This is a genomic window from Leptospira chreensis, from assembly GCF_016919165.1.
Classification (GTDB): domain Bacteria; phylum Spirochaetota; class Leptospiria; order Leptospirales; family Leptospiraceae; genus Leptospira_A; species Leptospira_A chreensis.
Genome location: NZ_JAFFPS010000033.1, coordinates 59,085 through 84,670, shown reverse-complemented (window position 1 = coordinate 84,670; position 25,586 = coordinate 59,085). Strand labels below are relative to the sequence as shown.

At 38.7% G+C, this 25,586-nt stretch carries 22 protein-coding genes; 11 read left to right on the top strand and 11 right to left on the bottom strand.

Annotated features, from left to right (window positions below):
* The first annotated feature begins 442 nt into the window (after nucleotides 1-442).
* The 4 genes from JWG41_RS11135 to JWG41_RS11120 all read left to right on the top strand — a co-directional run bounded on the left by JWG41_RS11135 (nucleotide 443) and on the right by JWG41_RS11120 (nucleotide 8,248).
* Nucleotides 443-2,698 (top strand): glycosyltransferase family 4 protein, encoded by a 2,256-nt coding sequence (locus JWG41_RS11135; protein WP_205270000.1) that lies wholly within the window; start codon nucleotides 443-445, stop codon nucleotides 2,696-2,698.
* A gap of 38 nt (nucleotides 2,699-2,736) precedes the next feature.
* On the top strand, nucleotides 2,737-4,209 hold the full coding sequence (locus JWG41_RS11130; RefSeq protein WP_205269999.1) for a glycoside hydrolase family 130 protein: 1,473 nt from the start codon (nucleotides 2,737-2,739) through the stop codon (nucleotides 4,207-4,209).
* Between the two features lie 5 nt (nucleotides 4,210-4,214).
* Nucleotides 4,215-7,400 (top strand): chemotaxis protein CheB, encoded by a 3,186-nt coding sequence (locus tag JWG41_RS11125; RefSeq protein ID WP_232373941.1) that lies wholly within the window; start codon nucleotides 4,215-4,217, stop codon nucleotides 7,398-7,400.
* A gap of 167 nt (nucleotides 7,401-7,567) precedes the next feature.
* Nucleotides 7,568-8,248: a nucleoside 2-deoxyribosyltransferase gene (locus JWG41_RS11120; RefSeq protein ID WP_205269998.1), complete on the top strand. Its 681-nt coding sequence runs from the start codon at nucleotides 7,568-7,570 to the stop codon at nucleotides 8,246-8,248.
* Nucleotides 8,249-8,383: 135 nt separating this feature from the next.
* Here JWG41_RS11120 and JWG41_RS11115 read toward each other — a convergent pair whose 3' ends face one another.
* Nucleotides 8,384-8,800, bottom strand: a complete 417-nt coding sequence (locus JWG41_RS11115; protein ID WP_205270028.1) for a winged helix-turn-helix transcriptional regulator — start codon at nucleotides 8,798-8,800, stop codon at nucleotides 8,384-8,386.
* Nucleotides 8,801-8,971: 171 nt separating this feature from the next.
* Between JWG41_RS11115 and JWG41_RS11110 the strand changes: the two genes are divergently transcribed.
* From JWG41_RS11110 to JWG41_RS11100, 3 genes are all read left to right on the top strand, one after another.
* Nucleotides 8,972-9,772 (top strand): SDR family oxidoreductase, encoded by an 801-nt coding sequence (locus JWG41_RS11110; RefSeq protein ID WP_205269997.1) that lies wholly within the window; start codon nucleotides 8,972-8,974, stop codon nucleotides 9,770-9,772.
* Between the two features lie 24 nt (nucleotides 9,773-9,796).
* On the top strand, nucleotides 9,797-10,798 hold the full coding sequence (locus tag JWG41_RS11105) for an NADP-dependent oxidoreductase (protein ID WP_205269996.1): 1,002 nt from the start codon (nucleotides 9,797-9,799) through the stop codon (nucleotides 10,796-10,798).
* Between the two features lie 120 nt (nucleotides 10,799-10,918).
* On the top strand, nucleotides 10,919-11,293 hold the full coding sequence (locus JWG41_RS11100) for a hypothetical protein (protein ID WP_205269995.1): 375 nt from the start codon (nucleotides 10,919-10,921) through the stop codon (nucleotides 11,291-11,293).
* 55 nt (nucleotides 11,294-11,348) lie between these two features.
* On the opposite strand, the gene JWG41_RS11095 is transcribed toward JWG41_RS11100, so the two are convergent.
* Genes JWG41_RS11095 through JWG41_RS11085 form a run of 3 tightly spaced genes read right to left on the bottom strand, consistent with a single transcriptional unit; the run spans nucleotide 11,349 to nucleotide 12,952 of the window.
* Entirely contained in the window at nucleotides 11,349-11,831 is a 483-nt protein-coding gene (locus JWG41_RS11095) for an SRPBCC family protein (RefSeq protein WP_205269994.1), read from the bottom strand.
* Nucleotide 11,832: 1 nt separating this feature from the next.
* Nucleotides 11,833-12,180, bottom strand: coding sequence for an ArsR/SmtB family transcription factor (locus JWG41_RS11090; protein ID WP_205269993.1), 348 nt, complete (start codon nucleotides 12,178-12,180; stop codon nucleotides 11,833-11,835).
* 40 nt (nucleotides 12,181-12,220) lie between these two features.
* Nucleotides 12,221-12,952: a glutathione S-transferase family protein gene (locus tag JWG41_RS11085; protein ID WP_232373940.1), complete on the bottom strand. Its 732-nt coding sequence runs from the start codon at nucleotides 12,950-12,952 to the stop codon at nucleotides 12,221-12,223.
* Nucleotides 12,953-13,307: 355 nt separating this feature from the next.
* On the opposite strand from JWG41_RS11085, the gene JWG41_RS11080 reads away from it, so the two are divergent.
* The gene (locus JWG41_RS11080; RefSeq protein ID WP_205269992.1) at nucleotides 13,308-14,270 is read left to right on the top strand and encodes a hypothetical protein; all 963 of its coding nucleotides are present in this window, start codon (nucleotides 13,308-13,310) and stop codon (nucleotides 14,268-14,270) included.
* Nucleotides 14,271-14,454: 184 nt separating this feature from the next.
* Nucleotides 14,455-15,318 carry a DUF1554 domain-containing protein gene (locus JWG41_RS11075; protein WP_232373939.1) on the top strand — a complete coding sequence of 288 codons (864 nt, stop codon included), beginning with the start codon at nucleotides 14,455-14,457 and terminating at the stop codon, nucleotides 15,316-15,318.
* 32 nt (nucleotides 15,319-15,350) lie between these two features.
* On the opposite strand, the gene JWG41_RS11070 is transcribed toward JWG41_RS11075, so the two are convergent.
* The 5 genes from JWG41_RS11070 to JWG41_RS11050 form a co-directional block, all read right to left on the bottom strand.
* Nucleotides 15,351-16,460: a helix-turn-helix transcriptional regulator gene (locus JWG41_RS11070; RefSeq protein ID WP_205269990.1), complete on the bottom strand. Its 1,110-nt coding sequence runs from the start codon at nucleotides 16,458-16,460 to the stop codon at nucleotides 15,351-15,353.
* 112 nt (nucleotides 16,461-16,572) lie between these two features.
* Nucleotides 16,573-17,541 (bottom strand): proline dehydrogenase family protein, encoded by a 969-nt coding sequence (locus tag JWG41_RS11065; protein WP_232373938.1) that lies wholly within the window; start codon nucleotides 17,539-17,541, stop codon nucleotides 16,573-16,575.
* Between the two features lie 9 nt (nucleotides 17,542-17,550).
* Nucleotides 17,551-17,811 carry a cysteine-rich CWC family protein gene (locus tag JWG41_RS11060; protein WP_205269989.1) on the bottom strand — a complete coding sequence of 87 codons (261 nt, stop codon included), beginning with the start codon at nucleotides 17,809-17,811 and terminating at the stop codon, nucleotides 17,551-17,553.
* Nucleotides 17,812-18,079: 268 nt separating this feature from the next.
* Nucleotides 18,080-18,856: an ethanolamine ammonia-lyase subunit EutC gene (gene eutC, locus JWG41_RS11055; RefSeq protein WP_205269988.1), complete on the bottom strand. Its 777-nt coding sequence runs from the start codon at nucleotides 18,854-18,856 to the stop codon at nucleotides 18,080-18,082.
* Between the two features lie 8 nt (nucleotides 18,857-18,864).
* Nucleotides 18,865-20,250 carry an ethanolamine ammonia-lyase subunit EutB gene (locus tag JWG41_RS11050; RefSeq protein WP_205269987.1) on the bottom strand — a complete coding sequence of 462 codons (1,386 nt, stop codon included), beginning with the start codon at nucleotides 20,248-20,250 and terminating at the stop codon, nucleotides 18,865-18,867.
* 455 nt (nucleotides 20,251-20,705) lie between these two features.
* On the opposite strand from JWG41_RS11050, the gene katG reads away from it, so the two are divergent.
* Entirely contained in the window at nucleotides 20,706-22,937 is a 2,232-nt protein-coding gene (gene katG, locus JWG41_RS11045) for a catalase/peroxidase HPI (RefSeq protein WP_205269986.1), read from the top strand.
* Between the two features lie 2 nt (nucleotides 22,938-22,939).
* A complete protein-coding gene (locus JWG41_RS11040; protein WP_205269985.1) occupies nucleotides 22,940-23,314 on the top strand; it encodes a high-potential iron-sulfur protein in 375 nt (124 codons plus the stop codon).
* A gap of 68 nt (nucleotides 23,315-23,382) precedes the next feature.
* On the opposite strand, the gene JWG41_RS20960 is transcribed toward JWG41_RS11040, so the two are convergent.
* Together JWG41_RS20960 and JWG41_RS11030 are read right to left on the bottom strand one after the other, a co-directional pair.
* Complete coding sequence (locus JWG41_RS20960; protein ID WP_232373937.1) at nucleotides 23,383-23,889, bottom strand: hypothetical protein; 507 nt, start codon at nucleotides 23,887-23,889, stop codon at nucleotides 23,383-23,385.
* 182 nt (nucleotides 23,890-24,071) lie between these two features.
* Nucleotides 24,072-25,553 (bottom strand): lactonase family protein, encoded by a 1,482-nt coding sequence (locus tag JWG41_RS11030; RefSeq protein WP_205269984.1) that lies wholly within the window; start codon nucleotides 25,551-25,553, stop codon nucleotides 24,072-24,074.
* Nucleotides 25,554-25,586: the final 33 nt, after the last annotated feature.

Below are 25,586 nucleotides of genomic sequence, written 5' to 3'. Positions count from 1 at the left end.
TTCAGGTCTTTTACCCTAAAACAGCTAGAAGGAACTCACAAGTACTAGTACTTTTTATACAAAAGCTACAAACGAAGAACAATTTCACAAAATATTTTCTTCTTTATGATTAATATTTGAAATAATCAATAATTATCTTGCAAATTATTTTTTATCAATTCCTTATCAATTGTTAGGTTATAAACCAATCCAACTCTGGCACCAACCACACCAGAACATCAAATATCTTGTGTTAGATACTAAAAGACTGTATAAAGGGATCCTCCAATGATTAAGGGGGAATAAAAATTCACGAATCACTTCGAACTCGCTCTTACTAGAATTATCAAATATAAACAAAAGGACTTTCAATCGAATAGAAAGATTGAAACCAAACGATGACACCAATAACAAAAAATAACTTATTAAATCAGGATAGATTCGCAAAGACAGCTGGCAATTTATGAAACGGGTTGCCTTTATAGGTAACTATTCTCCCAGACAATGTGGTATTGCCACCTTCACAACAGACCTATGTGAATCACTCTCCGAACAATTTCAGGATACTTCTTGTATCGCAATCGCAGTAAATGATATTGAAGCAGGTTATGCATACCCAAATCGAGTTTGTTTTGAATTAAAAGAAAAAGATCTAAATTCGTATCTAAGAGCTGCAGATTTTCTAAATAACAACAATGTCGATATAGTTTCTCTCCAATTTGAGTATGGAATCTTCGGCGGAAGAGCGGGAAGCCACATACTCTCATTACTCCGAGATTTACATATGCCGATTGTCACCACCTTACATACAATTCTAAAAGAACCAGATCCAGACCAACGCAATGTATTGGAACAATTAATTTCCTTATCAGACCGCATCGTGGTTATGAGTGCCAAGGGAGCTGAAATCCTAAAATCCGTTTATAATATCCAAACCGATAAAATTGACATCATTGCACATGGGATTCCAGACGTACCCTTTGTTGATCCAAACTTTCACAAAGACTTATTTGGGGTCGAAGGCAAAATAGTCCTCATGAGCTTTGGACTTATTTCACCTAACAAAGGATTTGAAAACGTAATCCTATCTTTACCAAAAATTATAAAAAAATTTCCTAACATTGTTTATATTATCCTTGGTGCCACTCACCCACAAATACTACGAAACGAGGGAGAGGCATACAGAATTTCCTTACAGTTACTAGCCAGAGAAAATAAAGTTGAGGGTAATGTACTTTTTTATAATAAGTTTGTTAGCCAAAGAGAATTAACCGAATTCATAGGTGCTACAGACATTTACATCACTCCTTACTTAGAACCAAACCAAATTGTTTCTGGGACTCTCGCCTACACATTAGGCGCAGGAAAAGCAATTATATCAACGCCGTATTGGTATGCAGAAGAAATGTTAGCTAATGATAGAGGTATATTAATTCCGTTCCACGATCACGAAAGATTAGGAAAAGAAGTAATCTTTTTGTTAGAAAATGAAGCAGCTCGTCATTCGATGAGAAAAAGAGCATATCTATATGCACGCAGTATGATTTGGTCTCAAGTTTCACTACGGTACATGGAATCATTTCGGTTAGCGCGTGAAGAAAAACGATACTTATCCTCTTTAGGATTCAATATTAAATTAAAGAATACCCCTCCAATTGAATTTCCAATTTTAAAACTAACACATTTGGAACATATGACCGATGACACAGGAATCCTTCAACATGCTTTTTTTACATTACCCAATTATGGAGAAGGTTATACTACTGATGATAATGCACGGGCTTTAATCGTTTGTAAGCTAATTGAAGATTTAGATTCCGAAACCACATACAAATTGAGTTATCGTTACTTAGCCTTTTTATGGTATGCTTATAACACCAAAACCAAAAGATTCAGAAATTTTATGGACTATCAAAGGAACTGGTTAGAAGATTCTGGATCTGAAGACAGCCATGGAAGGTCTATTATGGCCTTAGGAACTATATTAGGAATCGGATCTCTCACAAAATTACCAACTATTGCTGGTAGATTATTTGAAGATGCACTCCCATCCACATTGTCAATGCAAAGCCCCAGAGCTTGGGCATTTTCGATATTAGGTCTCAATGAATATTTCAAACGATTCAAAGATGATAAGCCGGCGAAGGCCGTTCAAGAAGAACTAGCAAACCGGATTTTAAAACTCCATCACGAAAACAACACAACCGGCTGGTTATGGTTTGAACAATCATTAAGTTACTGCAATGCAATTCTACCTCATGCCCTGCTTGTCTCAGGAAAATCAATGCAAAATCAAGAGATGATAGACATTGGATTAAAAAGTCTATCTTGGCTATCGAGTCTACAAAAAGCAAAAGTCGAAGATGGACATTTTATACCCATCGGAACTAACGGATTTTATACGCGCAAGGGACAACATGCCCGATTTGACCAACAACCTGTGGAAGCGCAAACGATGGTTTCTGCTTCGATTGAAGCGTATCATATTACAAAAGATCAAGTGTGGAAAAAAGAATCCGTAAGAGCCTTCGAATGGTTTCTAGGAAGAAATGATTTAAAAGTGTCTTTATATGATCCAGCTACAGGTGGTTGTCGGGATGGATTACATCCGAATAGAATGAATGAAAACCAAGGTGCAGAATCGACGCTGGCATTTTTACAAAGTTTATTAGAGATGAGACTTGAGGATAATATCCTAAGCTCCAAAAGCAATATATGAATATAAATTATCCTGATTCATTTATAGGGACACAGTAAGTGAATTCGCAAAGCCTAGAACTCATTCGAACTGGAGTGGAACTGATTCCTGATTTTCGTAGAGTTCTATACCGACCGCTCATCATTGAACCGGAAGAAAGAATCATAAAAATTTTAGGAAGGATCCAAACTCTTAGCGAAACTGAAGTAGAAAGTGAAATTAATATCCTCCTGAGTGCCTTTGAAGAAAGGCACAAACGATTAAAAAAATTCTTTTTACAAAGATTTGAGCAGATAAAAAAATATCTATTAACCGATCACTTTCTTTCCGAAGAAAGAAAACTGCTCATTGGTGCCTACTTCACTCAGGAATATTCTCTCGAATCAGCGGCATTATTTAATCCTTCTATTATATGGGATAAAGACCAAACAAATCTTCCACCAGGTTCCAGACGATTCATTATGAGTCTTCGTGCAACAGGAGAAGGACATATATCATCAATTACATTTAGATCGGGAATCGTAGATTCGAAAAATCAAATCACCATAACAAATCCAACTAAATATGTATCCATTTCAGACAATATATCAAATCCCATTTATGAGAAAAAAATGTTCGAAAGAAAATTGTCCGAACTTAATTTACTTACCGATTTTTCTATCAATATCCTATACTTATTAAACCCACATTTTACAATCGAGGATTTAAAATCAATCCTCGATAAGCATATAAAAACCAACACTACAGAAAACAAATTAATTGCCAATGGGATTCTCTCTTTAGCTGTATCGAATTATGAGATTCAATATGACAATGAGCAATTGCTCTCAGAACGAATCATTTTCCCTCACTCTCCTTCTGAAAGTAATGGTATTGAAGATGCTCGATTTGTTGATTTCATCGAAGACAATGGAAATCATACTTATTATGCAACCTATACAGCTTACGATGGAAAGATTATTTTCCCTCAACTTTTAGAAACCCGAGACTTTTTGCACTTTAAAGTGAGCACACTCTATGGACCTGAAGTAAAAAACAAGGGGATGGCACTATTCCCAAAAAAAATTAACAACCAATATGCGATGTTATCCAGACAAGACAATGAGAACTTATTCCTTATGTTTTCCGATGATTTGCATTTTTGGTATAAAAAAGAATTAATTCTGAAACCGACTTACCCTTGGGAATTTATACAGCTTGGGAACTGTGGATCTCCCATCGAATTAGAAGAAGGATGGTTGGTCATAACTCATGGCGTCGGCCCAATGAGGAAGTATTCGATTGGAGCATTTTTATTAGAAAAATCAAATCCGAGAATTGTAATCGGAAGGCTGTCTGAACCATTACTCGCACCAAATGAGAAAGAACGGGAAGGTTATGTACCAAACGTAGTATATAGTTGCGGAAGTATTATTAATGGTGGAGATCTGATACTACCCTATGCAATGTCTGATCGTTCTATCAGTTTTGCAAAAATTAACCTCAAACGACTTCTAGAAAAATTAACGACTAATAATGGCAAGGAAAACTAAAAACAATGCAGACCCCAATGGACTTTCCTGTGATTGGTGTTGGCGCCTCCGCCGGTGGATTAGAGGCTTTAGAATTATTTTTCAAACATCTACCTAAAGATACAGGATATTGTTTTGTAGTAATCTTACATATAGATCCTGATCACAAAGGGATGATCCCTGAAATATTACAACGTTATACGCCGTTACCAGTGTATGCTGCCATTGATGGAGTAAAAGTAAAACCAAATACAATATATGTTTTGCCAGCCAATAAATCGATAACAATCGCAAACAGAATCCTCACACTCTCAAAACCAATAGAAGCTAGAGGTTTCCGTTTACCTATCGATTTATTTTTAACTTCATTGGCCAAAGACATTAAAACAAAAAGTGTAGGTATCATTCTTTCAGGAATGGGACACGATGGTGGAGTTGGATTACAGTCGATTAGAAATGAAAATGGATTTACATTTATCCAAGACCCTACAACTGCAAAATTCGATGGAATGCCATTAAATGCAATCGACTCAGTCAATGCTGATTTCATTGCCTCTCCCGATGAGTTAGCTACAGAACTAAGGTATTTTTTAGAATCTCAACCAGAAAAAAAAACATCAGACCTTTCATCTGAGGATTCCATAAAATCTTTAAAAGTCATTCAATTATTATTGAAACAGAAGTCAGGCCATGACTTTACTAATTATAAAAACAATACTCTGTTCAGGCGAATTGAAAGACGATTGATATTTCTTAATTTAACAAATATTCAACTATACGAAAAATTTGTAACAGAAAATCCAGATGAACTATTATTCTTATTTAAAGAAATTTTAATCGGAGTCACTCATTTTTTCAGAGATAAAGAAGTTTGGGAAAATATTGAAAAACTTTTAGTCGATGATGTATTCGAAAAAAACACTGAAAATATCATTAGAATTTGGATTCCCGGTTGTTCGACAGGTGAAGAAGCTTACAGTCTTGCAATCATCTTTTTAGAATCAAAAACAAAAGAAAAAAAGTATCGCGATGTTAAATTCCAAATTTTTGCTACAGACTTAGACGAAGATGCAATCACCAAAGCAAGACAAGGCATATACCAATCTAACATAGAAAAAGATGTTTCTTCAGAACGACTGACCTTATTTTTTTCAAAAATTGAAGGTGGGTATCGCATCAATCCGTCTGTTAGAGAATTAGTAATTTTCGCAAATCATGACATCATCAAAGATCCTCCGTTTACAAAACTCAATTTTATATCATGCCGAAACATGCTAATCTATATGGAACCGAACCTACAACGGAAAGTATTAGGATTATTTAGATATTGTTTAAAGCCAGAAGGATACCTCATTCTTGGTACAGCAGAAACATTAGGAAGCCAAAACCAATTTTTCAGAACTGTAGATTCAAAATTAAAAATCTTTACGAAGAACCTAGTTTCTTCCAGAAACGAACAATTGGATTTTCCAACTTCTTTCAAATCAGATAAGTTTACAAATTTCGATATAATAAAAATCAAAGAATCAGAACCAAACATTCAATCTTTAACAGACACAATCCTCCTTCGAGAATATAGTCCTGCAAGCATTCTCACTAATGAAAAAGGGGATATATTATATATTACAGGGAAAACTGGGAAATACTTGGAACCTGCTGCAGGCAAAGCGATCTTAAATATTTTTATTATGGCAAGAGAAGGTTTACGTCATGAAATCATCATTGCATTCAGAAAGGCAATAAAGTCAACGGACCCCATCTCATTAAAAAGCTTAAAAATAACTCTTAATTCGGGTATTGTTTTAGTGGATGTAATCATTCGGAAAATAGAAAAACCCGATACATTGTCAGGTTTATTTTTGGTAGTTTTTGCTGATGTTCCGACTCTCATTCCAATAGAAAAAGAAAACAACAAAGAAATAAAAAACAAACAACACTCTCAAATTTTAGTTTTGAAAGCAGAACTTCAAAGAACCAAGGAAGAACTACAACTTACTATTGAAGAAATGCAAACATCAGAAGAAGAGCTCAAATCCACAAACGAAGAATTACAATCTACCAATGAGGAAATGCAATCAACAAATGAAGAACTAACCTCTTCCAAAGAAGAAATGCAGAGTTTAAATGAAGAGTTACAAACAGTTAATATAGAATTACAAAACAAAATAGATGAGTATATTCTAATTACCAATGACTTTAAAAACTTATTAGATGGAACGGATGTAGCGACGATATTTCTAGATAAGGAGCTACGAATCAGAAGGTATACAAAACAGGTTTCACGAGTCTTTAATATGATCCCTAGTGATATTGGACGTCCTATCATGGATCTAGGAAGCAAACTAGACTATCCTGATTTTTTTAACGATGCAAAGGAAGTATTAGAAACTTTACTCTACAAAGAAATTGAAATTCAATCTACTTTAAAAATATGGTATTTAGCGAAGATAATGCCATACCGAACAATTGACGATCGAATTCTTGGCCTCGTAATCACATTTACAAATATAACCAAAACCAAAGACTTAGAATTTGCATTAAGGAATATAAACGATGCATTAGATATACATTTAACGGAAGTTCAAAATTTATTATCGGAAAAGGAAATTATCCTCAAAGAAGTGCACCATCGCATTAAAAATAACATGGGGACTGTTTATGGAATTTTAAATTTACAAGCAGATGCCCAATCCGATGTCAATATGAAAGGTATCTTAGTGGACGCATCTTGTAGAGTTCAGAGTATGATGACTTTGTATGATAAACTCTACAGATCAAGGAATTCTGTAGAAATTGATGTCTCAGAATATCTTCCTGATTTGATTGGAGAGATTATTGGCATTTTCCCCGAAGGAAAATTGGTGTCTAAATCAATTCAATTAGAAAAGATTTCGCTGACTGCAGGAATGATTTCCACATTAGGGATTATATTAAATGAGTTGGTTACCAATTCCATGAAATATGCTTTTAAAATCTTTTCCAAAGGGGAAATAACTCTACAAATCAAAAAAATAGATAATCAAATAACGTGTATTTACGGTGATAATGGAATTGGAATCCCTGAAAGTATCAATCTAGAATCCTCAACTGGATTCGGTCTGGAGCTACTGCGAATTCTCGTAAAACAACTCAGAGGAACAATTCAAATAGATAGAAATAATGGGACAAAATTTACTATTAAATTTCCCTTAAAATATGAGCACAAATCTTAAATTCAAAAAGTTAAAGTTCAATCCTCCTAATTTTCCGAGATCAAATCCGCTCTCAATCCCTCACCAAACATCTAACTTTTTTTATTTATCCATAAAAATTGTGGTGATTTAAATTTATCTTCCGTGAAAAAATGCCCTGATTCATTTTCAATGAATTAGAGGAGATTATGAGCGAATATATTTACTGTTCTGGCCCCATGTTTAGTCCAGAAGAACTCAGCACTATGGCAAGTATTGCGGCCACCTTAGAAGCTGCAGGATACAAAACCTACCTTCCACAAAGAGATGGAATTGAAGTGGCCAAAGTAATGGCCCTAATCAACACACCCATCATCTCAGGTGAAATTTTTCGAGACATTATGATTTTCGTTCAAAAGGCTGTTTTTGCTATGGATGTGTATCAAGTGGTGGAACGATGTAATGCTACCGTGTTCAATATGAATGGAAGACCAGCTGACGACGGTTCAATTTCAGAAACAGGAATTTCTTTTGCTACAGGCAAACCTATCGTCATTTATAAAAATGATCCCAGGACAGAATTTAATGGTTTGGACAACCCACTTCTTACAGGACTTAGTTATAACTGGAAGTATGTGACAGACATTACACAGATTCCATCCAAACTAGCAGAAATCATTGTAAAGGTAAATAGCGCCGGTGAAAATCTTTATCTCAAAAATCCTCCTCCTATGGTGAAAAGAACCATGGAAGTTGGAAAAGAAGTTTGGGAAATTTTACAGATCATTCGGTTCTTTGAACACAAAGAAAAAGACCTAGTTGCTATCCTAAAGGTGCTTATGGAGAAATTAAAAGCTTCTCCAAGTTTTATGAAGTATTTGGAAGTTTAGAGTTTTCCACTCTGAGAGTAGAAACAATATCTGTTCTTTGTCTTCAGGAAGATATTGTTTCTACTTCTGACATCCATTACAACTGATACAGAAAAGAGGATCCGACAACAATACAAGTGAGTGAGTGGAATCCATTCAGACCAGATTTTTGAGAAGATCCTTTTTCATTGACCGAATGAATGTTTCCTTGTCCTTTTTTAAGTCCTTTAATTTGGTTTTGATCTCTTTCGGCATCTCAAAATACTTTTCGGCCCAGAGATAAACTTCGATAAATACAGGCATCAGATCGATTCCTTTTTGGCTTAACTTGTATAGAACTTTGACTTTGTTTTCTGGATGGCCTGATTTTTGAATGAGACCGTTTTCTTCCAACGTCTGAAGCCTCGAAGCCAAAATATTTGTCGCAATCCCCTCCCCTGAGTTTAGGAAATCGCTATAACTGCGTTTTTTAAAAAACATAATATCTCTAATGATAAGAAGTGACCATTTATCACCCCAAATGTCAAGGGCGCAGCTGATCGGGCAATCTGATCTACTTTGATTCACTGGCATAAATTCATTTTTTTCAATTACTTGCAAAAAACAAGTAATTTTATTCCCCACCACTTGCTTTTTGCAAGTAATATTAGTCAAAGAATACAGAAGTAGAAAATTCTAGAAATACCTTTTGAAACCAAAAATTGACTACTACCACAAAATTTGAGAGAACGTGAGACAAAAACAATGAAACAAACAATTTTAGTAACAGGTGCATCCTCGGGGATCGGACTTTTGATTGCCAATAAACTTCACCAGAGTGGACATACTGTGATTGGCACAAGCCGCAATCCAGAAAAACATAACTCACTACCCTTTCCATTATTAGAACTAGATATTTCTTCTGATAGTTCCATTGAATCCTTTACGAAACGACTTTTCGGTAAAATAGACAAACTAGATGTTCTGATCAATAATGCAGGGTATTTAGTTACAGGGCTTGCTGAAGAAACCCCGATCGATTTAGGAAGAGAACAATTTGAAACTAATTTTTGGGGAACTGTAAAATTCACCAATCAACTCCTACCTCATTTCAGAAAACAAAAACAGGGAAAAATCATTACAGTTGGATCTTTCTTGGGACTCATCGGGCTTCCTAATGTTGCCTATTACTCAGCATCAAAACATTCTTTAGAAGGTTACTTCAAAGTATTAAGATTCGAATTAAGTAGTTTCAATATCAAAGTCAGTATGGTCGAACCGATGGCTTTCAAAACAAATATTGGAACTAGTGCTGTCGCATCCAAAGTAAGAATTGAAGATTATGATCTATTTCGAAAGCAGACAGCCGCTTTCTCCCAAGAAGCGTTCGCGAACTCTCCCTCTCCAGAACCGGTTGTAGACACAGTGGTTAAAATCATTGATGAGAAAAATCCAAAATTTAATTTCCCTGTGGGTAAAGGATCCTCTATGATTCTTACATTGCAACACTACGCATATAACACTTTTGAGAATTCAATTTTAAAACAAATAAGGAAATCAAATTAGTATATCTAATCATTGGGAAATAAAATGAAAGCTTATATAATTCGAAAATATAACAAAAGAGATAAACTAGAGTCTGTAGAAATGCCGGAACCAATCATGAAGGAGGATGATGTATTGGTTGAGGTTCATGCTGCAGGAGTAAACTTACTAGATTCAAAAATTAAGAATGGCGATTTTAAACTGATTTTGCCTTATAAACTTCCACTCATTCTAGGCCACGATGTCGCAGGCATCGTTCTCAAAGTTGGTTCACGGGTAAAAAAATTTAAAGTTGGTGATGAGGTTTATGCAAGGCCCGCTGACTACAGGATAGGTACGTTTGCCGACCGTATAGCAATGAACGAAAATGATGTAGCGATCAAACCCAAAAACATAAGCATGGAAGAAGCCGCATCAATTCCATTGGTTGGACTCACAGCCTATCAAGCACTCATCGAAAAAGCAAAGCTAAAAAAAGGGCAAAAGGTTTTGATTCAAGCCGGCTCCGGTGGTGTCGGTAGTTTTGCCATTCAATTGGCCAAACACTTAGGTGCTACAGTCGCTACGACTACAAGTGCACCTAATTTTGAATTAGTGAAAAGTCTTGGAGCGGACATTGTCATTGATTACAAGAAAGAAGACTTCGAAATAATTTTGAAAGATTATGATCTGGTATTACATAGCCAAGATGCAAAGACCCTTCAAAAATCATTGCGGATACTAAAGCCAGGTGGCAAACTCATTTCCATTTCAGGCCCACCTGATTCTGATTTTGCGAAAGAAATAAATTCTTCCTGGTTTATAAAATCAATTCTTAGCTTGTTAAGCCTTAGAGTGAGTAAAAAAGCAAAACAATTGAAAGTGACCTTTCAGTTCCTCTTTATGAGAGCAGAAGGCAAGCAATTGAGCGAAATCACGGAACTCATCAACTCGGGTCAAATTCGTCCAGTTGTGGACAAAGTATTTCCGTATGAAAAAGTAAACGATGCTATGGAGTATGTAGAGAGTGGTCGGGCTAAAGGAAAAGTTGTGGTCAAGGTAAAGTAAAATCGTGAAAAAACACCAAAGGAAACCTAGTGATCGGGCAGATTTTTTAAAAAATCTGTCCAATGGGTCCTTTTTTGTCCCACCCCCCTGGTATAGTTATTCGCAAGAGGTTACCACAATATGGAATACATTGAATCCCTACTCGACGAATACTATGAACTTTCCCAAAAACTAGGAGCACTCGGTGGCCCGGGTCAAAATTCCGATCTCTATGACGAAATTTTATCCATCGAAGAAGAAATTTGTTTCGAATGCTCTCTACCAGCTTCGGCAAAAAACAGGCAACTCTTTCAATTCTTCAACCCCAAGGAATCAAAAGAGTCTAATATCCAAACTTCGGTTCAATCATTAGAACGTGCTAGAACCAAATATTTTTACAAACCAGAAAAGTCTTTTTTAGAATATCTGGGAAATGAAGACCAAACAAGAGATATCAAAAACATAAGAGTTCCCATTGTGAATGGATCCTTTTATGAATTTCTTTATTCAGTCTGATTCCGGGAAGAACTAAGAAAAAATGAATCAACAAAGGCTCCGAAACCTGGAGCCTTTAGGCCAATTCTTTCTCGAGCCTGTCAAAACCAGCTTCCGTTCCTTCCACTCGACCACGCACTTCGCCTTCCAAAGAAAAGCCATCCTTACCGGGCTCTTTTAATAGTACAATTTGTTCGGTAAATACCATCTTCGTTCGCCCTTGAACGAAAGACTCGAATGTAACAGTGACTAAAGAAACGGAAACGCGAATCTCGTTTACATACATCCCAAAGGCATATATAATTCGTTCATTGGGTACAATTTCATAATAACGTGCATCAAATACATGTCTGTTCCCTGATGGTGTTTGTATCAAGTTAGACTCCGTTCCACCCGTCTTAAAGTCTAACTTATATTCAACGGTCTTCCAATCATCATGGCAAGCAAACCATCTTTGTTTGGAATCTGGATTGGCCCAAGCGGCAAAAGATCTTTCTTTAGAAGCAGGAAGGATTCTTTCTATGGTAAATGTAGAGTGTTTTACGTCTGTATCTTGCATTTCATTCTCCGTCGGAATTCTCATCCGAAGATTCGATTAAAAATTTCCCCAATCGGTCGAAACTTCTGTTCCAAGCTGCTTTCCTTTCCGCCATCCAAGAATCAATACCAGAAAGTTTTGTTGGATCCAATTGGTAAGTCCGAACCCTACCCAACTTTTCTGAAATAACAATCCCACCTTCTTCCAAAACTTTTAAATGTTTCAGAACAGATGGTAAAGCCATATCGAGTGGTTCCGCCAATTCTTTCACAGAGGCTGGGCCAAGGCTCAATCGCTCGACCATTCCCAATCGACTTCGATCCGAAAGAGCATGGAAGATAATTTCTAAACCTAACGAATCAGATTTCATCAATCAACGAGCTAAGCATTTCGTACATTCAGTTCTATCCTTATCCATTCTGTTTTCGAAATCTTTTAGGAATTTTATCGTGGAAGGGATAAAATTCAAAATATGGTTCCGCTTCAATTAACGTGCGTTTCACGGATTCCCTTTCCACTAGCCGATCAAAATAAGCAGTAGTCTTGGGATGGGTTTCTCGAAAACTAAGAAGGGTATCTGCAAAAAACAAGGCAGGCAGAGCGGAACAGTCAGCCATACTGAAACTATCACCAGAAATCCAAGTTTGGGAAGTTTTAGAACCCAATTGCCCTTCTACCATATCATAGGCAATCTTTAAGGTATGATACGCTTCCTCCACTCCCAAACCATCTCTTTGGCCTTCCGGTCGCAAACGATCGAGAACCACTTTCTGCATCGGCACGCTGATATAGAGATCAAAGAATCTGTCCCAAAGCCTTGTTTCTAAAGTCAGTTTGGAATCCGAAGGAATGAGTTTTTGTGGGCCGGGATAGAATTCATCCAAATACTCAATGATGATCGAAGTTTCCGGAATCGTTTTGTCCCGCATCCGATCCAGCAGGAGGGGGATCTTCCCCACCGGCCAATATGCAAAAAGTTCCGCACTCGAATCTTCTTTGGAAAAATCCACAATCCGAGGTTCAAACTCTGTCCCCGATTCATAAAGGGCAATGAGGACTTTATGACAAAAGGAGGCCAAGGGATGGATGTAAAGGAGTAGGTTCGGAGTTTGATAGTTATCCATATGGAAAACTATTAGCATAGGCAGTTTTTTTGGCAAGATAAATAGTTATCTAAATGGGTAACTATTTGGATGAGAGGCCATTCGCTAAAGAAGGTAAGTCACTGAAAAAAGTATGTCGGTGAAAAAGGTAACTGAGTTTCGAAATCGCGCGGATGGAGAAAGAAAACCGCACGCAAATCCCACCCACTTGAAAATGCGTGTGACTTACCATCGAACCTGACTTTCGCCGATCCGACATTCAAGACTCTGGCTTAGTAAAAAAACAACAATACCAGCAGGTAAATTCCAAACATGACATTTGGGATAGGCTCTTTCCCCTACTCGTGACATCCAGGACATGGCCAGAGAAACGAATTCATGTTACCTTGGGAGCATGAAAACACCAACCCCATTGACCAGACATTTGGATAGGCTCCGCAAAAAAGGAATTCAGTTTGTTCGTTGGAACCTTTTGGTTCTACTTATGACAGGCCTTTCTCTTTTCTTTTTAAAATGTGAAGGTAAATCCGCTGAGGCACAGGCCTATTTGGTTCCCATCTTACTTGCCACAGATCCGAGCACAACCTCCCAACTAGGCAACCAAGGCGGATCCGTAGGAACAGAAGTTCCAATCACTGTGGAAGATACCCCTGAAGGCAGTCCTCCCCTCCTCAATGAGATTACCTATTTCACCAATAATGCCAATCCAGCAGATGATCCCTATTCCACGAAGGGCCTGCTCCAATTTCCAAAATCGAGCGTGAGTTTTCAAAAACCTGTTCCGGCAAATACAGAAGTCACACTTTATTTTGGAAAAAAAAATATGGAACTGAATCCCGATGGAACGGTAACGAATGCACTCCAGTCTCTCAAACGAACTGCTGCCAACTTCAGTGGTTATACTTACCTTACCGAAGCTGATAAAAAGATCAAAGTGTTCGTAGTGGCAAAAAATGAATTTGGAATTTCCACCAAACAACTAACCATCGGACATCCACGAAATTGTGCGAATGCCTTGAAGATCCCTGCAACCGTTGGGGATTGTAATGATCATTGTTTTGATGTAACAAAGATAGGTGATACAATCGAAATCACTGCCAAATACAACCTACCTGTTGATGGCACGTCTCTATACTTAGACTTAGTCGGAGCCAGTCCCAGAAGTTTATCCGATACCATTGCAAAAGCGGTCAGTTTAGAAATCCCTTCTCCTAATACAGGAATCCATACAGTCAAAACTAGTTTTAACATTTATGAAAAAGAATATCTTTGTACGAAAGTTACCTCCTTTCTCATGATGGACCAACCCTTACAGTTTATAATCGCTCAAGGATATGTAAACATCCCCAATGATTAAAAGCGCCTTTAAAAAAACCAGATGTGTATTGACTGGAATTAAAAAGAACACATCTGGATTTAAAAAAGATCATTTCTTCGAATTTAAATGTAAAATTCAATTTTACTCTTTTTTTTTCGTTCCCCAATTCATTTTGTTTTTGATTCTTTCAATAGGAATCTTAGTCAACTGCGACCCGCAAACAATGAAAAATATTTGTGATACAAATTCCGAATCTTTTTCAAAAACCATGGCAGCAAAATCTATATTAGGTGATGAAAGTGCACACTGTGCCGTCAGTGCGAAATCGGGAGAAGATGGATTTAGGATCGGAGGAAAAGTTTCTGGACTTACCGGAAACGGATTGAGATTGATCTTAAATAAAGAAATTCAACTTTCCCTTCCTGCAGGCAGTAGTGAATTCTCCTTTCCCGATCGAATTCCCGTCGGTTCCGATTACGAAGTCAATTTTGCCACACAAGCCCAAGGAAATTTTTGTGAGTTGGTCAATCCTATTGGGAAAATTGCGGACAAGGACGTAAAAGAAATTGAAATCCACTGTTACGCATCGTGTAACAACTGTATCATATTCATAACACAGAATGCTTATCCTGCCAATATCGGGAAGGCATCTAATTTTGATTCACGCTGCCAATCTGATCCCAACTATCCAGGGACAGGAAGGTTCAAAGCCATGGTTGTCGACGGCGAATCACGTAGGGCTAGCCTCACAGCAAATTCTGGAGAAAAACAAATCGATTGGGTATTTAAAACAAACCAAAACTATGTTCGAGATAACGGAACGGGAATTGAATCCTCGAATGCCAATGGATTGTTTACATCAGGAATCTCAACACCCATTACTACTTTGAGCTCAGACCATTGGACAGGTCTTAATCCAGACTGGACGACCAATTCCAATGGAACTTGCAAAAAATGGACAACAAACTCTGCCACCGAATTCGGAATTGTGGGAGACGCCTACACACAAGACATCGTCACACTCACTGCAGGACGCGGATTACAACTTTGTTCCGTGGGTCATGAGTTAGTTTGTGTAGAACAATAAAAACCAAAGTCAGGAAAACCTGAATTTGATCCCTATTGAATAGATTCTTTATCTTTATCTACTAACTTCTGTTTGGATAAAAACACGGTTAAACGTTGCAGTTGGTCTTTAGAGGTAGATGTAGATTCCGGTAATACTTTCGAATAAATATTTTTCAAATGGTTCCGTAAGGTTCCATCAGAAACATTCAGGATCAATCGTATGAAGGAACGACTATGCCCTTCTGCAATCAATTCACAAATCCGGAGTTCTTGTTTGGATAAACCAAAGTCTCCGAGAGACAGAGAAACCGAAAGATTTGGTTTTTCATCCTTAAAAGTAGTTTTAAACAAATACACAAAAAACAAAAGACTCGTTAAGGTTGTGACAATGGATGTGGCCAATTCCTTAAAAGGAAAAGTGGGAAGGATTCCTAAAACCAAAATCCCAACAAATAATCCAACAGCCAGAGAAATCAAAATAGATGCAACAAGACTATAAATACTGGGCCTGGATGCATTGTAACGATTTAAGTAGATGGAAAGTAGGACAGATAGAGTGGCATCCACTACAGGATGAAAGGGTGGAAAATTAAATCCATACATCGGTAGAAAATTAGAAAAAAGACCAAACCACCAAACACATAAGGCAATGATAAATGTCTTTCGATTAAAAAAGGAATTCCATTCCAAAGGAGAGAGAACAAAATACAAAGACACTGCAATGGCAAAAAAGTGGACTGAACCGCCTAGAATCCCACCAAAAACAGTTAATAGTGGTGCCATTCCAAAGGAAAGAGCAGTAAATCCATAAACAAAATTCTTTGGAATCGAGGAACAAAGTAAATCCACAACCAAAGCATAGATAGCAATGGTAATGGTTGCTTTATTGAATAACCGCCTACCCGTACAAAACGAACACAAAGCAACAAGCACTGGTGCCAAAAGAAAAAAGGAATGGCATTGGAAGATCCAAAAAGCCAAACCCGTCGGCTCATCCGGTGCTAGACAAAGAGCGGCCGTGGCAGCATTCTGAATTCCAATCGTGAAATAAAATACACTCAGTAAACGATGGAAACGGTGGTCACGTGTTATATTTTCAATAAAACAACTAACGTTTGCCAAAGAAGCAAATAGAGGTACCAAAAAGAATATGCTAGTCAAACGGAAATCATCCTATCTTAACAGATAGAACCATTACCTAAATATTTTTTCCATTCAATTTCGGAATTTCATCATAAGATTTAAGAAAAATGCTACAATTGTTTGGTGGATTTTAAGAAGAAACTATATCATCCAAGGCTCGGAAAATATTGAGTGGGTATTCGGCAATACGATTACAAAGATAAAGATACCATTCCTTTCCATAAACAAAGTATAGTTTGGTTGGGTGGCCCTCCTCCCGAAGAGTGGCCAACTGTTCCGTTTGAATTCCATAAAGACTTTCAAATTCATAAGAATTTAGATTCGGTTTGTATTTTGCGATGAAAGCTTTTGTTTCCTGTTGGATTCGATGATCATGGGTAGCAATGGAACATTTATGGTTCAGGGATATCAGCTTCTCTACAAAATCTAAATAAATAATATCTAATTTTTCTCCTCTAGGTATTGAATGACCCGGAGGAGTTTCAAATGCCCCCTTCACAATACGAATCCTTCCTTTCTCTTGGATCAACTCTTGGAAGTCTTCTTTCGTTCGATACAAATAAGCCTGCAGCGTAATCGCTAAATTGTCATACACCTGATGAGATTGTTGATAAACGGAAAGGATGGCATCTGTTTTTTCCACATCCTCCGCACTTACGATCACTTCTATATCTGCATTTTTTGCTTCTTTACAGATTTTCTCCAAATTCTCACGACAAAATTCTTTCGAAAGAGAAAGACCGATATGGGAAAGGTCTAAAGAAACTGTAGAATAAAGACTTTGATTTTTAATTTCTTTAACAATGCGAAGGAATTCATCAGTAACTTCAGTGGCTTCTTGAATCGACTTGGTGCTTTCTCCCATAAACTCAATCGAGCACTTAAACCCTGTTTGGTTCCCCAAAATGACTTTTGGGATTGTTTCTTCTAATGTATCACCACCGATATAACGATCGGTCGCTTTCTTCAAAGTTTTAAAAAGAGTTTCGTTGTTTAAAATAAAGTCTTTTGCATCAGTATTTAATGCGGCAATTCTTAGAGCTTTTGATCCTAATTCCAATAGTTCATTCAAGTGATTCGGCTTTAAATTTTTATCCATTTTTACGACTTAAAAATTCCAAGTGAGAGCCTTATATGATTTTGTGACTCTATATTCAAAGGCCAACTTCTCCATACATTGGTAACAAAGACAATCGGCAAATTGTAATGCTAAATAATTCCTCTCCTCCAAAGTAAGAGACACCTTTGTACATTGACAAAGGCTAATCGAACCAACCTTACATTCAAAAATGCGAGAACAATTGGGACAAATTTTCTCTTCATGTTTGGGTGGGTCTTGTATTGGATTGGAATTTTTTATGTCGGACATTTTGGATCTTTCCAAGTTCTATCTCCTAAACCCGGAATCACACAATCTCTGTTTGGTGGAGGTTCTGGTCATTCCGGTATGTTTTGTCCGGGGCCCTTTCAAAAAATCTAGGAACGAATGATCGTTTACGGGCGATTCATTTGTGGGAAGATCCGACTTATCTCTCCCAAACATGGGAACGAGAATTCACGGTTGCACCGTCAGTTGAGGAGTTTCACCTCATTCCTCCCGGAATGGATTCTATTAAAAATCAAAGGGACTGATTCTGTCAATCAATCAGGGATGGATTGTCTTTCGATTTTAATAAAAACTCGGGAGGCATTTCATCTTTCAAATCGACACCGGAAAGTTTTCTTTGAATGGACTCCTCGACAAGATACATGGTTTTTGCTACAGCACTTTCAAATCCAAAACCACTGGGCCTGATATTCGAAATACAATTACGACTTTCATCCGTTTTACCAACTTGCGGTCTATAGGTGATATAAACTCCCAAACTATCAGCCGAAGACAAACCAGGTCTTTCTCCAATCACAACAATGGATACCTTCGCATTCAAAACCTCTCCGATTTCGTCACCGATCGCAACTCTCCCCCCTTTGGTTAAAACCAAGGGTGCCAAACTAAATCCCTTCTTATCAATGGCGACCATTAGAATCCTTAAAAAGGGAATCAAATTTTCATCGATGGCTTTGGCAGAAAGACCATCCACACAGGCAATTACCAAATCAAAACCACCAGCTAACGGTTGCAAACGGCTCAGTGATTCAGAAGCCAACCTTCGCCCTAAATCGGGCCTTCGCAAATACTCTTCTTTCGAGTGGACTTTTGTTTCCAGAAGGATACTGGGAAGGTTTTTCGGTTTTCCAAGATCTCCTAGTTCCTCTAATAACTTCGGGAAATTGGGACTCAGTAAAACAGCATCTCGGGCCCTCGCATGATCTAATCGGAACCGTAACACTTCTTTGGTGGAAATAGATCCCCCAAATCGTTCCAGGCCGATCCTTGCATTGCTAAATTGTTTCCATTCGTCTAAAAAAGTCATAAATCTTTTTACTTTCCCAGTATTTCTTCGAGTAAACTCAAGTGCCGATTCTCTTTCGGCAAAAACCCATTTTGATTGGAAAAAATCCCTCTCTCAATCAACCAGTGTTCAAACTCAGGTGCCGGCTTTAATCCCAAAACTTGGCGAAGATACAGGGCATCATGAAAGGATGTACTTTGATAAGACAACATCACATCATCAGCCCCAGGAATTCCCATAATGTAGGTACAACCAGCAACACCTAACAATGTAAGTAAGGTATCCATATCATCCTGGTCTGCCTCTGCATGATTTGTATAACAAACATCCACACCCATAGGAAGGCCCAGTAACTTCCCACAAAAATGATCTTCTAAACCCGCACGAATGATTTGTTTTCCATTGTATAAATATTCTGGGCCAATAAATCCAACCACTGTATTGACAAGAAGTGGTGAAAACTCTCTTGCGACTGCATAGGACCTTGCCTCTAACGTCTGTTGGTCGATCCCATGATCGGCTCCGGCCGACAAAGCACTTCCTTGGCCCGTTTCAAAGTACATAACATTGTCACCCACAGTCCCTCTACCTAGAGAAAGTGCCATCTCTCTTGCTTCTTTTAAAATGGAAAGACTGACACCAAAACTTTTATTTAAGTCTTCTGTTCCCCCAATGGATTGAAAAACAAGATCAAGAGGAGCCCCTCGTTTCATCACTTCCATAGAAGTTGTTACATGAGATAAAATACAAGACTGCGTAGGAATCGAATACTTTTGAATGAGGTTGTCCAACATTTCCAAAAGAGCAATGGAGGTGGGAATATTATCTGTTGCTGGATTGATTCCAATCACTGCATCTCCACTTCCGAGAAGTAGTCCATCGAGCAAACTTGCCGCAATTCCTTTTGGATCATCAGTGGGATGATTGGGTTGTAACCTAACAGAGAGTCTACCTCGCACACCGAGAGTATTTCTAAATTTTGTGATTACATTGATTTTTCGACTCACCAAAATTAAATCTTGGTTGGACATGAGTTTGGATACGGCCGCTGCCATCTCAGGTGTGATTCCCCATTGGATGGAACGGATCCGTTCGGTATCAGTAGTCTCCGCTAACAAAAAATCGCGGAATCCCCCCACAGTTAGATGAGAAATCAAACCAAAGGCATCCCTGTTATGCGAATCAAAAATAAGACGAGTCACCTCATCTTTGTTTGCTGGTATTAGTTCTACATTTAAAAATTCAGATAGGTAAACATCAGCAAGTGCCATTTGAGCGGCCACTCTTTCTTCCTGACTTTCCGCCGACAACCCCGCAAGAACATCTCCAGAACGATGGGGACTGGCCTTTGCTAAAAGATCTTTTAATTCAGGGAAATTGTAGGTTTTGAAACCGAGAATTGTGCGATAACCCATACCACAATAGTATCGCTAAGAGAAAATTTCGGACAGAACTTTTCCATACATTCTTCCTAGTTCTTTTTTTTAGCGTTCCCCATCTCCACTATTTACACCTAATATTCATTAGGGGCCGAGCTTCTCCGGGGTGCGCGTTCGCTCCCGTCCCCCACCCACGGCGCGGGACCAAGCCCTCCCGATCTCTAACGCAGGGGAATTCTTTCTAAAAAAGGTAAACCATCAATCCTTAATGGCAAGCCTTTGAATCCAAGGCACCGCCACTAGCCCAGGGATTTCACCGTAAAAAGGAACGGAATAAAGAATTCGATTCAGATTTTTTTTCCGTTCGCATTGACAAATTCTCGTTTTTCTCCCCTTAACAGCTTAAATTTAGACTAAATCTAAAAAATGGCTTGCTTTGTATCTCTAGACTTATTCTAAATTTAAATTAAATCTAGAAAGTGAGGGACAATATGAGAACAACAAACATTTCTGCAATTGCCATTTTGGTGCTGAGTCTCAGCCCATTGGGAGCTGCGGACACCAAAGAATCTTCGAGTTCTGCGGATCGCCAAACCATATCCAATCAGTTTTGGTGGCCAGAACGGCTCGATTTAGCACCACTCCGCCAACATAGCGCGGAATCAAACCCGATGGGGAGACAATACAATTACTCTAAGGAATTCAAAGACCTAGACATCCAAGCAATCAAAGAAGAAATCAAAACTTTGATGAAAACATCACAAGATTGGTGGCCTTCTGATTACGGACACTACGGGCCTTTTTTCATCCGGATGGCTTGGCATAGTGCCGGAACTTACCGCATTGCCGATGGACGCGGAGGTGCTGGTGGTGGACAACAAAGATTTGAACCACTCAATAGCTGGCCTGATAACGCCAACCTAGACAAAGCACGTCGCCTACTTTGGCCGATCAAAAAGAAATACGGAAAAAAAATATCTTGGGCCGACCTTATGGTTCTTACCGGAAACGTAGCTCTCGAATCTATGGGTTTTAAAACTTATGGTTTTGCCGGGGGAAGGACAGATGATTGGGAAGCCGACCTTGTCTACTGGGGACCTGAAAAAAAATGGTTAGCCGACGAAAGGTATGAAGGCGATCGCAAATTAAAAAATCCACTCGGTGCCGTACAAATGGGACTCATTTATGTAAACCCTGAAGGCCCGAACGGAAATCCAGACCCACTAGCAGCCGCTAAAGACATTAGAGATACATTTGGCCGAATGGCAATGAACGACGAAGAGACCGTGGCACTCATTGCCGGTGGTCACACTTTCGGAAAAGCACATGGAAAGGCTGATCCATCCAAACACGTAGGAAAAGAACCAGCAGCTGCTGGAATCGAAGAACAAGGGTTTGGTTGGAAAAATAATCTAAAAAAAGGAAATGCAGAAGACACCATAACCAGTGGACTCGAAGGAGCATGGACTGCCAATCCAACCAAGTGGACCACACAGTATCTAAACAATCTATTTGGTTTCGAATGGGTGCAATCTAAAAGTCCAGCCGGTGCCATCCAGTGGATTCCTAAAGATGGTGCAGGAGCCAATATGGTTCCCGATGCCCATGACAAAACACTTCGTCATGCACCGATTATGTTTACGACTGACTTAGCTTTGAAATTTGATCCAAGTTACAAAGTCATCGCCAAAAAATTCCAAGAGAATCCAAAAGAGTTCGAACTTGCCTTTGCAAAAGCTTGGTTCAAACTCACTCATAGAGATATGGGACCACTTTCCCGTTATATCTCCAAAGATCTACCCAAAGAACCACTCATTTGGCAAGACCCACTTCCTGCCGTAGACCATAAGTTAGTTGGTCCAAAAGAAATTGAGAGCTTAAAAGGTAAAATTCTAAAATCAGGACTTACCATTCCGGAACTCGTACGAACGGCTTGGGCTTCTGCTGCGAGTTTTCGTAGCACCGACATGAGAGGGGGAGCCAATGGAGCAAGGATTCGACTCGCACCTCAAAAAAATTGGGCTGTGAATGATCCTGAAGAACTTTCCAAAACATTAAAAAAATTGGAAGAGATTAAATCCGACTTCAATGAATCAGGAAACAAAATCTCTCTTGCTGATTTGATTGTTCTCGGTGGAAACGCAGCCATCGAAGAAGCAGCAAAAAAAGCAGGAACCAAAATTGAAGTTCCTTTCACACCAGGTAGAACAGATGCCACCGCAGAACAAACGGATGTCTATTCCTTCTCTGTTTTAGAACCAAAGGCCGATGCATTCCGTAACTTCTATGGCACGGGCAACTCCCTTTCCCCTACAGAGATGTTAGTTGATAGATCGAATCTATTGTCTCTAACAATACCAGAAATGACAGTGCTTCTCGGGGGCTTAAGGACTCTTGATGGCAATGCAGCAAAATCCAAACATGGTGTTTTGACAAGTCGTCCAGGAGTTCTTAGCAATGACTTTTTTGTCAACTTACTCGACATGTCGACAAAATGGCAGAAGTCTTCGCAAACAGATGGACTTTACGAAGGTGTAGACCGCAAAACAGGTGCTAAAAAATGGACAGCCACTTCCGTGGATCTTATTTTTGGTTCTCACTCTGAACTTCGTGCTGTTGCAGAAATCTACGCTGCCGATGATGGAAAAGAGAAGTTTGCAAAAGACTTTGTGACCGCTTGGAACAAAGTGATGATGTTAGACAGATTTGATGTTAAGAAGTAGAAATGCCAAAAACTTCACGTAAAACTTTTTTAACCAAGTCCTTGTATTTGGTGGCCTGCCTCTCCCTTGGGGAGGGGGCTTTGAGTTTGACCGAAGAATTGATGGCGGAAACCAAACCCTCTGGACCAGCTCCAGAAGGTTTGAAACCCGTTTCCGAATCGGATCCAACTGCCAAAGCCTTGGGCTTTCATCATGATGCTAAACAAACGGATTTCACTTTTTATCCCGAAAGGAAAGAACCCACAGCCAAAAATCATTTTTGCAAACACTGTGCACAGTATACAAAACTGAATGAGGAATGGGGGAAATGTAATATCATCAGTGCTGGTGTTGTATCTTCCCTTGGTTGGTGTTCTGCTTGGTCACAAAAGACTTAAACAGAAACATCGATTTTAACCGATTCCCTTCGACCGGGGATCCTGCTAATCCAACTTTAGCAGGACTTTTATTTCCAAACACATTGTGTAAGGTCTACCTTTTCAAAGATCCAAGGTTTGTTTGCATGTTTCGCATTTTTGTCTTCGATCAAATCAAAGGACTTAGCTTCAGAAGAAATACTTTGGAAGTGCAAAGTGAAAGGAGTGTTCTTCATCTGGGTTCGTTTAGGACAAAGACCCACTCCCTCCGATTTTAAAAAGGAATAGGCTGTTCCTAAATCATCACGAAAGACCATTCCTTCTTTTAATACACAAACCTTCTTCGATTCTTTGGTAAACAATTCCAATTGTGTTTCTGTTTCAGAAACACAAACTTTACTCAGGACAACAACACCTAAAAATTCCGAATGTAGTTCACAACATTGAGGAGCCGGATTCCAAGCCCGCTTTGTCGAACTGATTGTTTCTACTGAATCTACCGCGCTATCTTTTACCGGTTCCGTGGAACAGGAATACAAAAAACTAAACATACATACAAATATTAAAATATACTGAACTATATTTTTACCTAACATACAACGCCTCGCGATAGAATCAAAAATCCATTTCTACCCCCAATACTATAGAAGGTGATCGCCTGCTTTCATCCCTTTTTTCAGCTTTTAAGAAATATTTTGTAACCTCAAGGATATCCTAAGAAGAAAATTTCTCCTGAGCTATGAGAATTCCAGGATCCAAATCCCGGATTCAAAATTCACTATGGATTAGTTCCCGCAGTCACGATGGCACCCGGCAAAGAACTGGTTCCCACATTGCCATTGGAAATCAAACTTCCATCAACCTCATTGATCCGAAACATATCCACTGTATTGGAAAAAAAATTGGTAACATACAAAAACTTTCCTGAAGAATCCGTGGTAATGGCGGAAGGGCCATCCCCAGTTCCCATCAAACTTGTGGCCGCGGGGATCAAACTTCCACTCACCGGATCTACAGCAAAAATAGAAACAAAATCCGATCCTTGGTTTGTCATATAAAGAAATCTACCTGTTGGATCCGAAGCGAGAGCCCGAGAACTCAAACCCGCAGGAGAAGTTGCCGGGGAAATCAAATTCATAAAACCAGTGTTAGAGTCTAATTGGTAAGTAGAAATATTATTATCTACATCGTTTACTACGTATAAAGTTTTACCATTAGAAAGTATTTCCAAGTTCCTTGGATTGGTACCACTTGTGATTGATTGCACCACATTGGGATCTGGTATTCCTGTTGATTGGTCCACACGATAGGAATCAATCATCCTCCCACTGTAATTAGGAACGTATAAAAAATTTCCAAACGGATCGATAGTGATACTAGAGGCACCACTACTTGCAGGCATTGTATTGATTAAAGTTAAATTTCCCGTCACTGTATTGACCAAAAACGTGGTCACATTCACCGTATTTCGAATATATAATATATTTTTAGTAGGATGATAGGTTATGGCGAGGGGAGAAATTCCGCCACTTGCAATCGTTTCCACTAAAGTTAAATTCCCGTTAGTTGGATTGATGGAAAACTGAGAGATGTTGTTACTACTTCTATTAGGAACGGTTAAAAACTTTTGATCGGGACTGATCGCCATAGCTTCAGGGCCACCTCCGGCCGCCAAAAATCCAGTGGATGTGAGCACTCCCGAATTTGCATTGATGGAATAAGTATTGACTAATCCCGAGGTAGTGTTGGCAACATAGGCAAACTTCGGAGCATACAAAGACTTGATGACCAAAGGAATGGTTGTCTGTTTGTTTTGATTACGCGCGGTAATCAAATACTTAGTGGAATTCATCCCAAATATGGGAGTTCCCGAAATGGTACAATTGGATTCATTTAAGATTACACCCACAGGCAAACTAGGTAATGACTCACAATGATCGATGGGTTCAGAAACGAAGGGAACCATCTGACCAATGGATTCATTTTGCCGTATCACAAGAAATTCGCTACCATAACGCAAGCGTAAGGGATTCAAGCCGGAAAACAAAGGACATAAGGACGATCCATCACTGGAACCAAACTCTAACAAGGCGGTCATTACAAAACTTTCACTCTCAGGATCACAAGTGGAATTTAATTTAGTAGGACTACATTGAAGACTTAAGGACAGAAAACTAAAACTTAAAAATAAATTTACAATATTGAATTGATTCTTCACCGCAGAAAACCTTAGTATGTATTCTAATTCAAGAAAGGACATTCGTCGTCCTGGGACGGGAATCCGGAGTGGCAT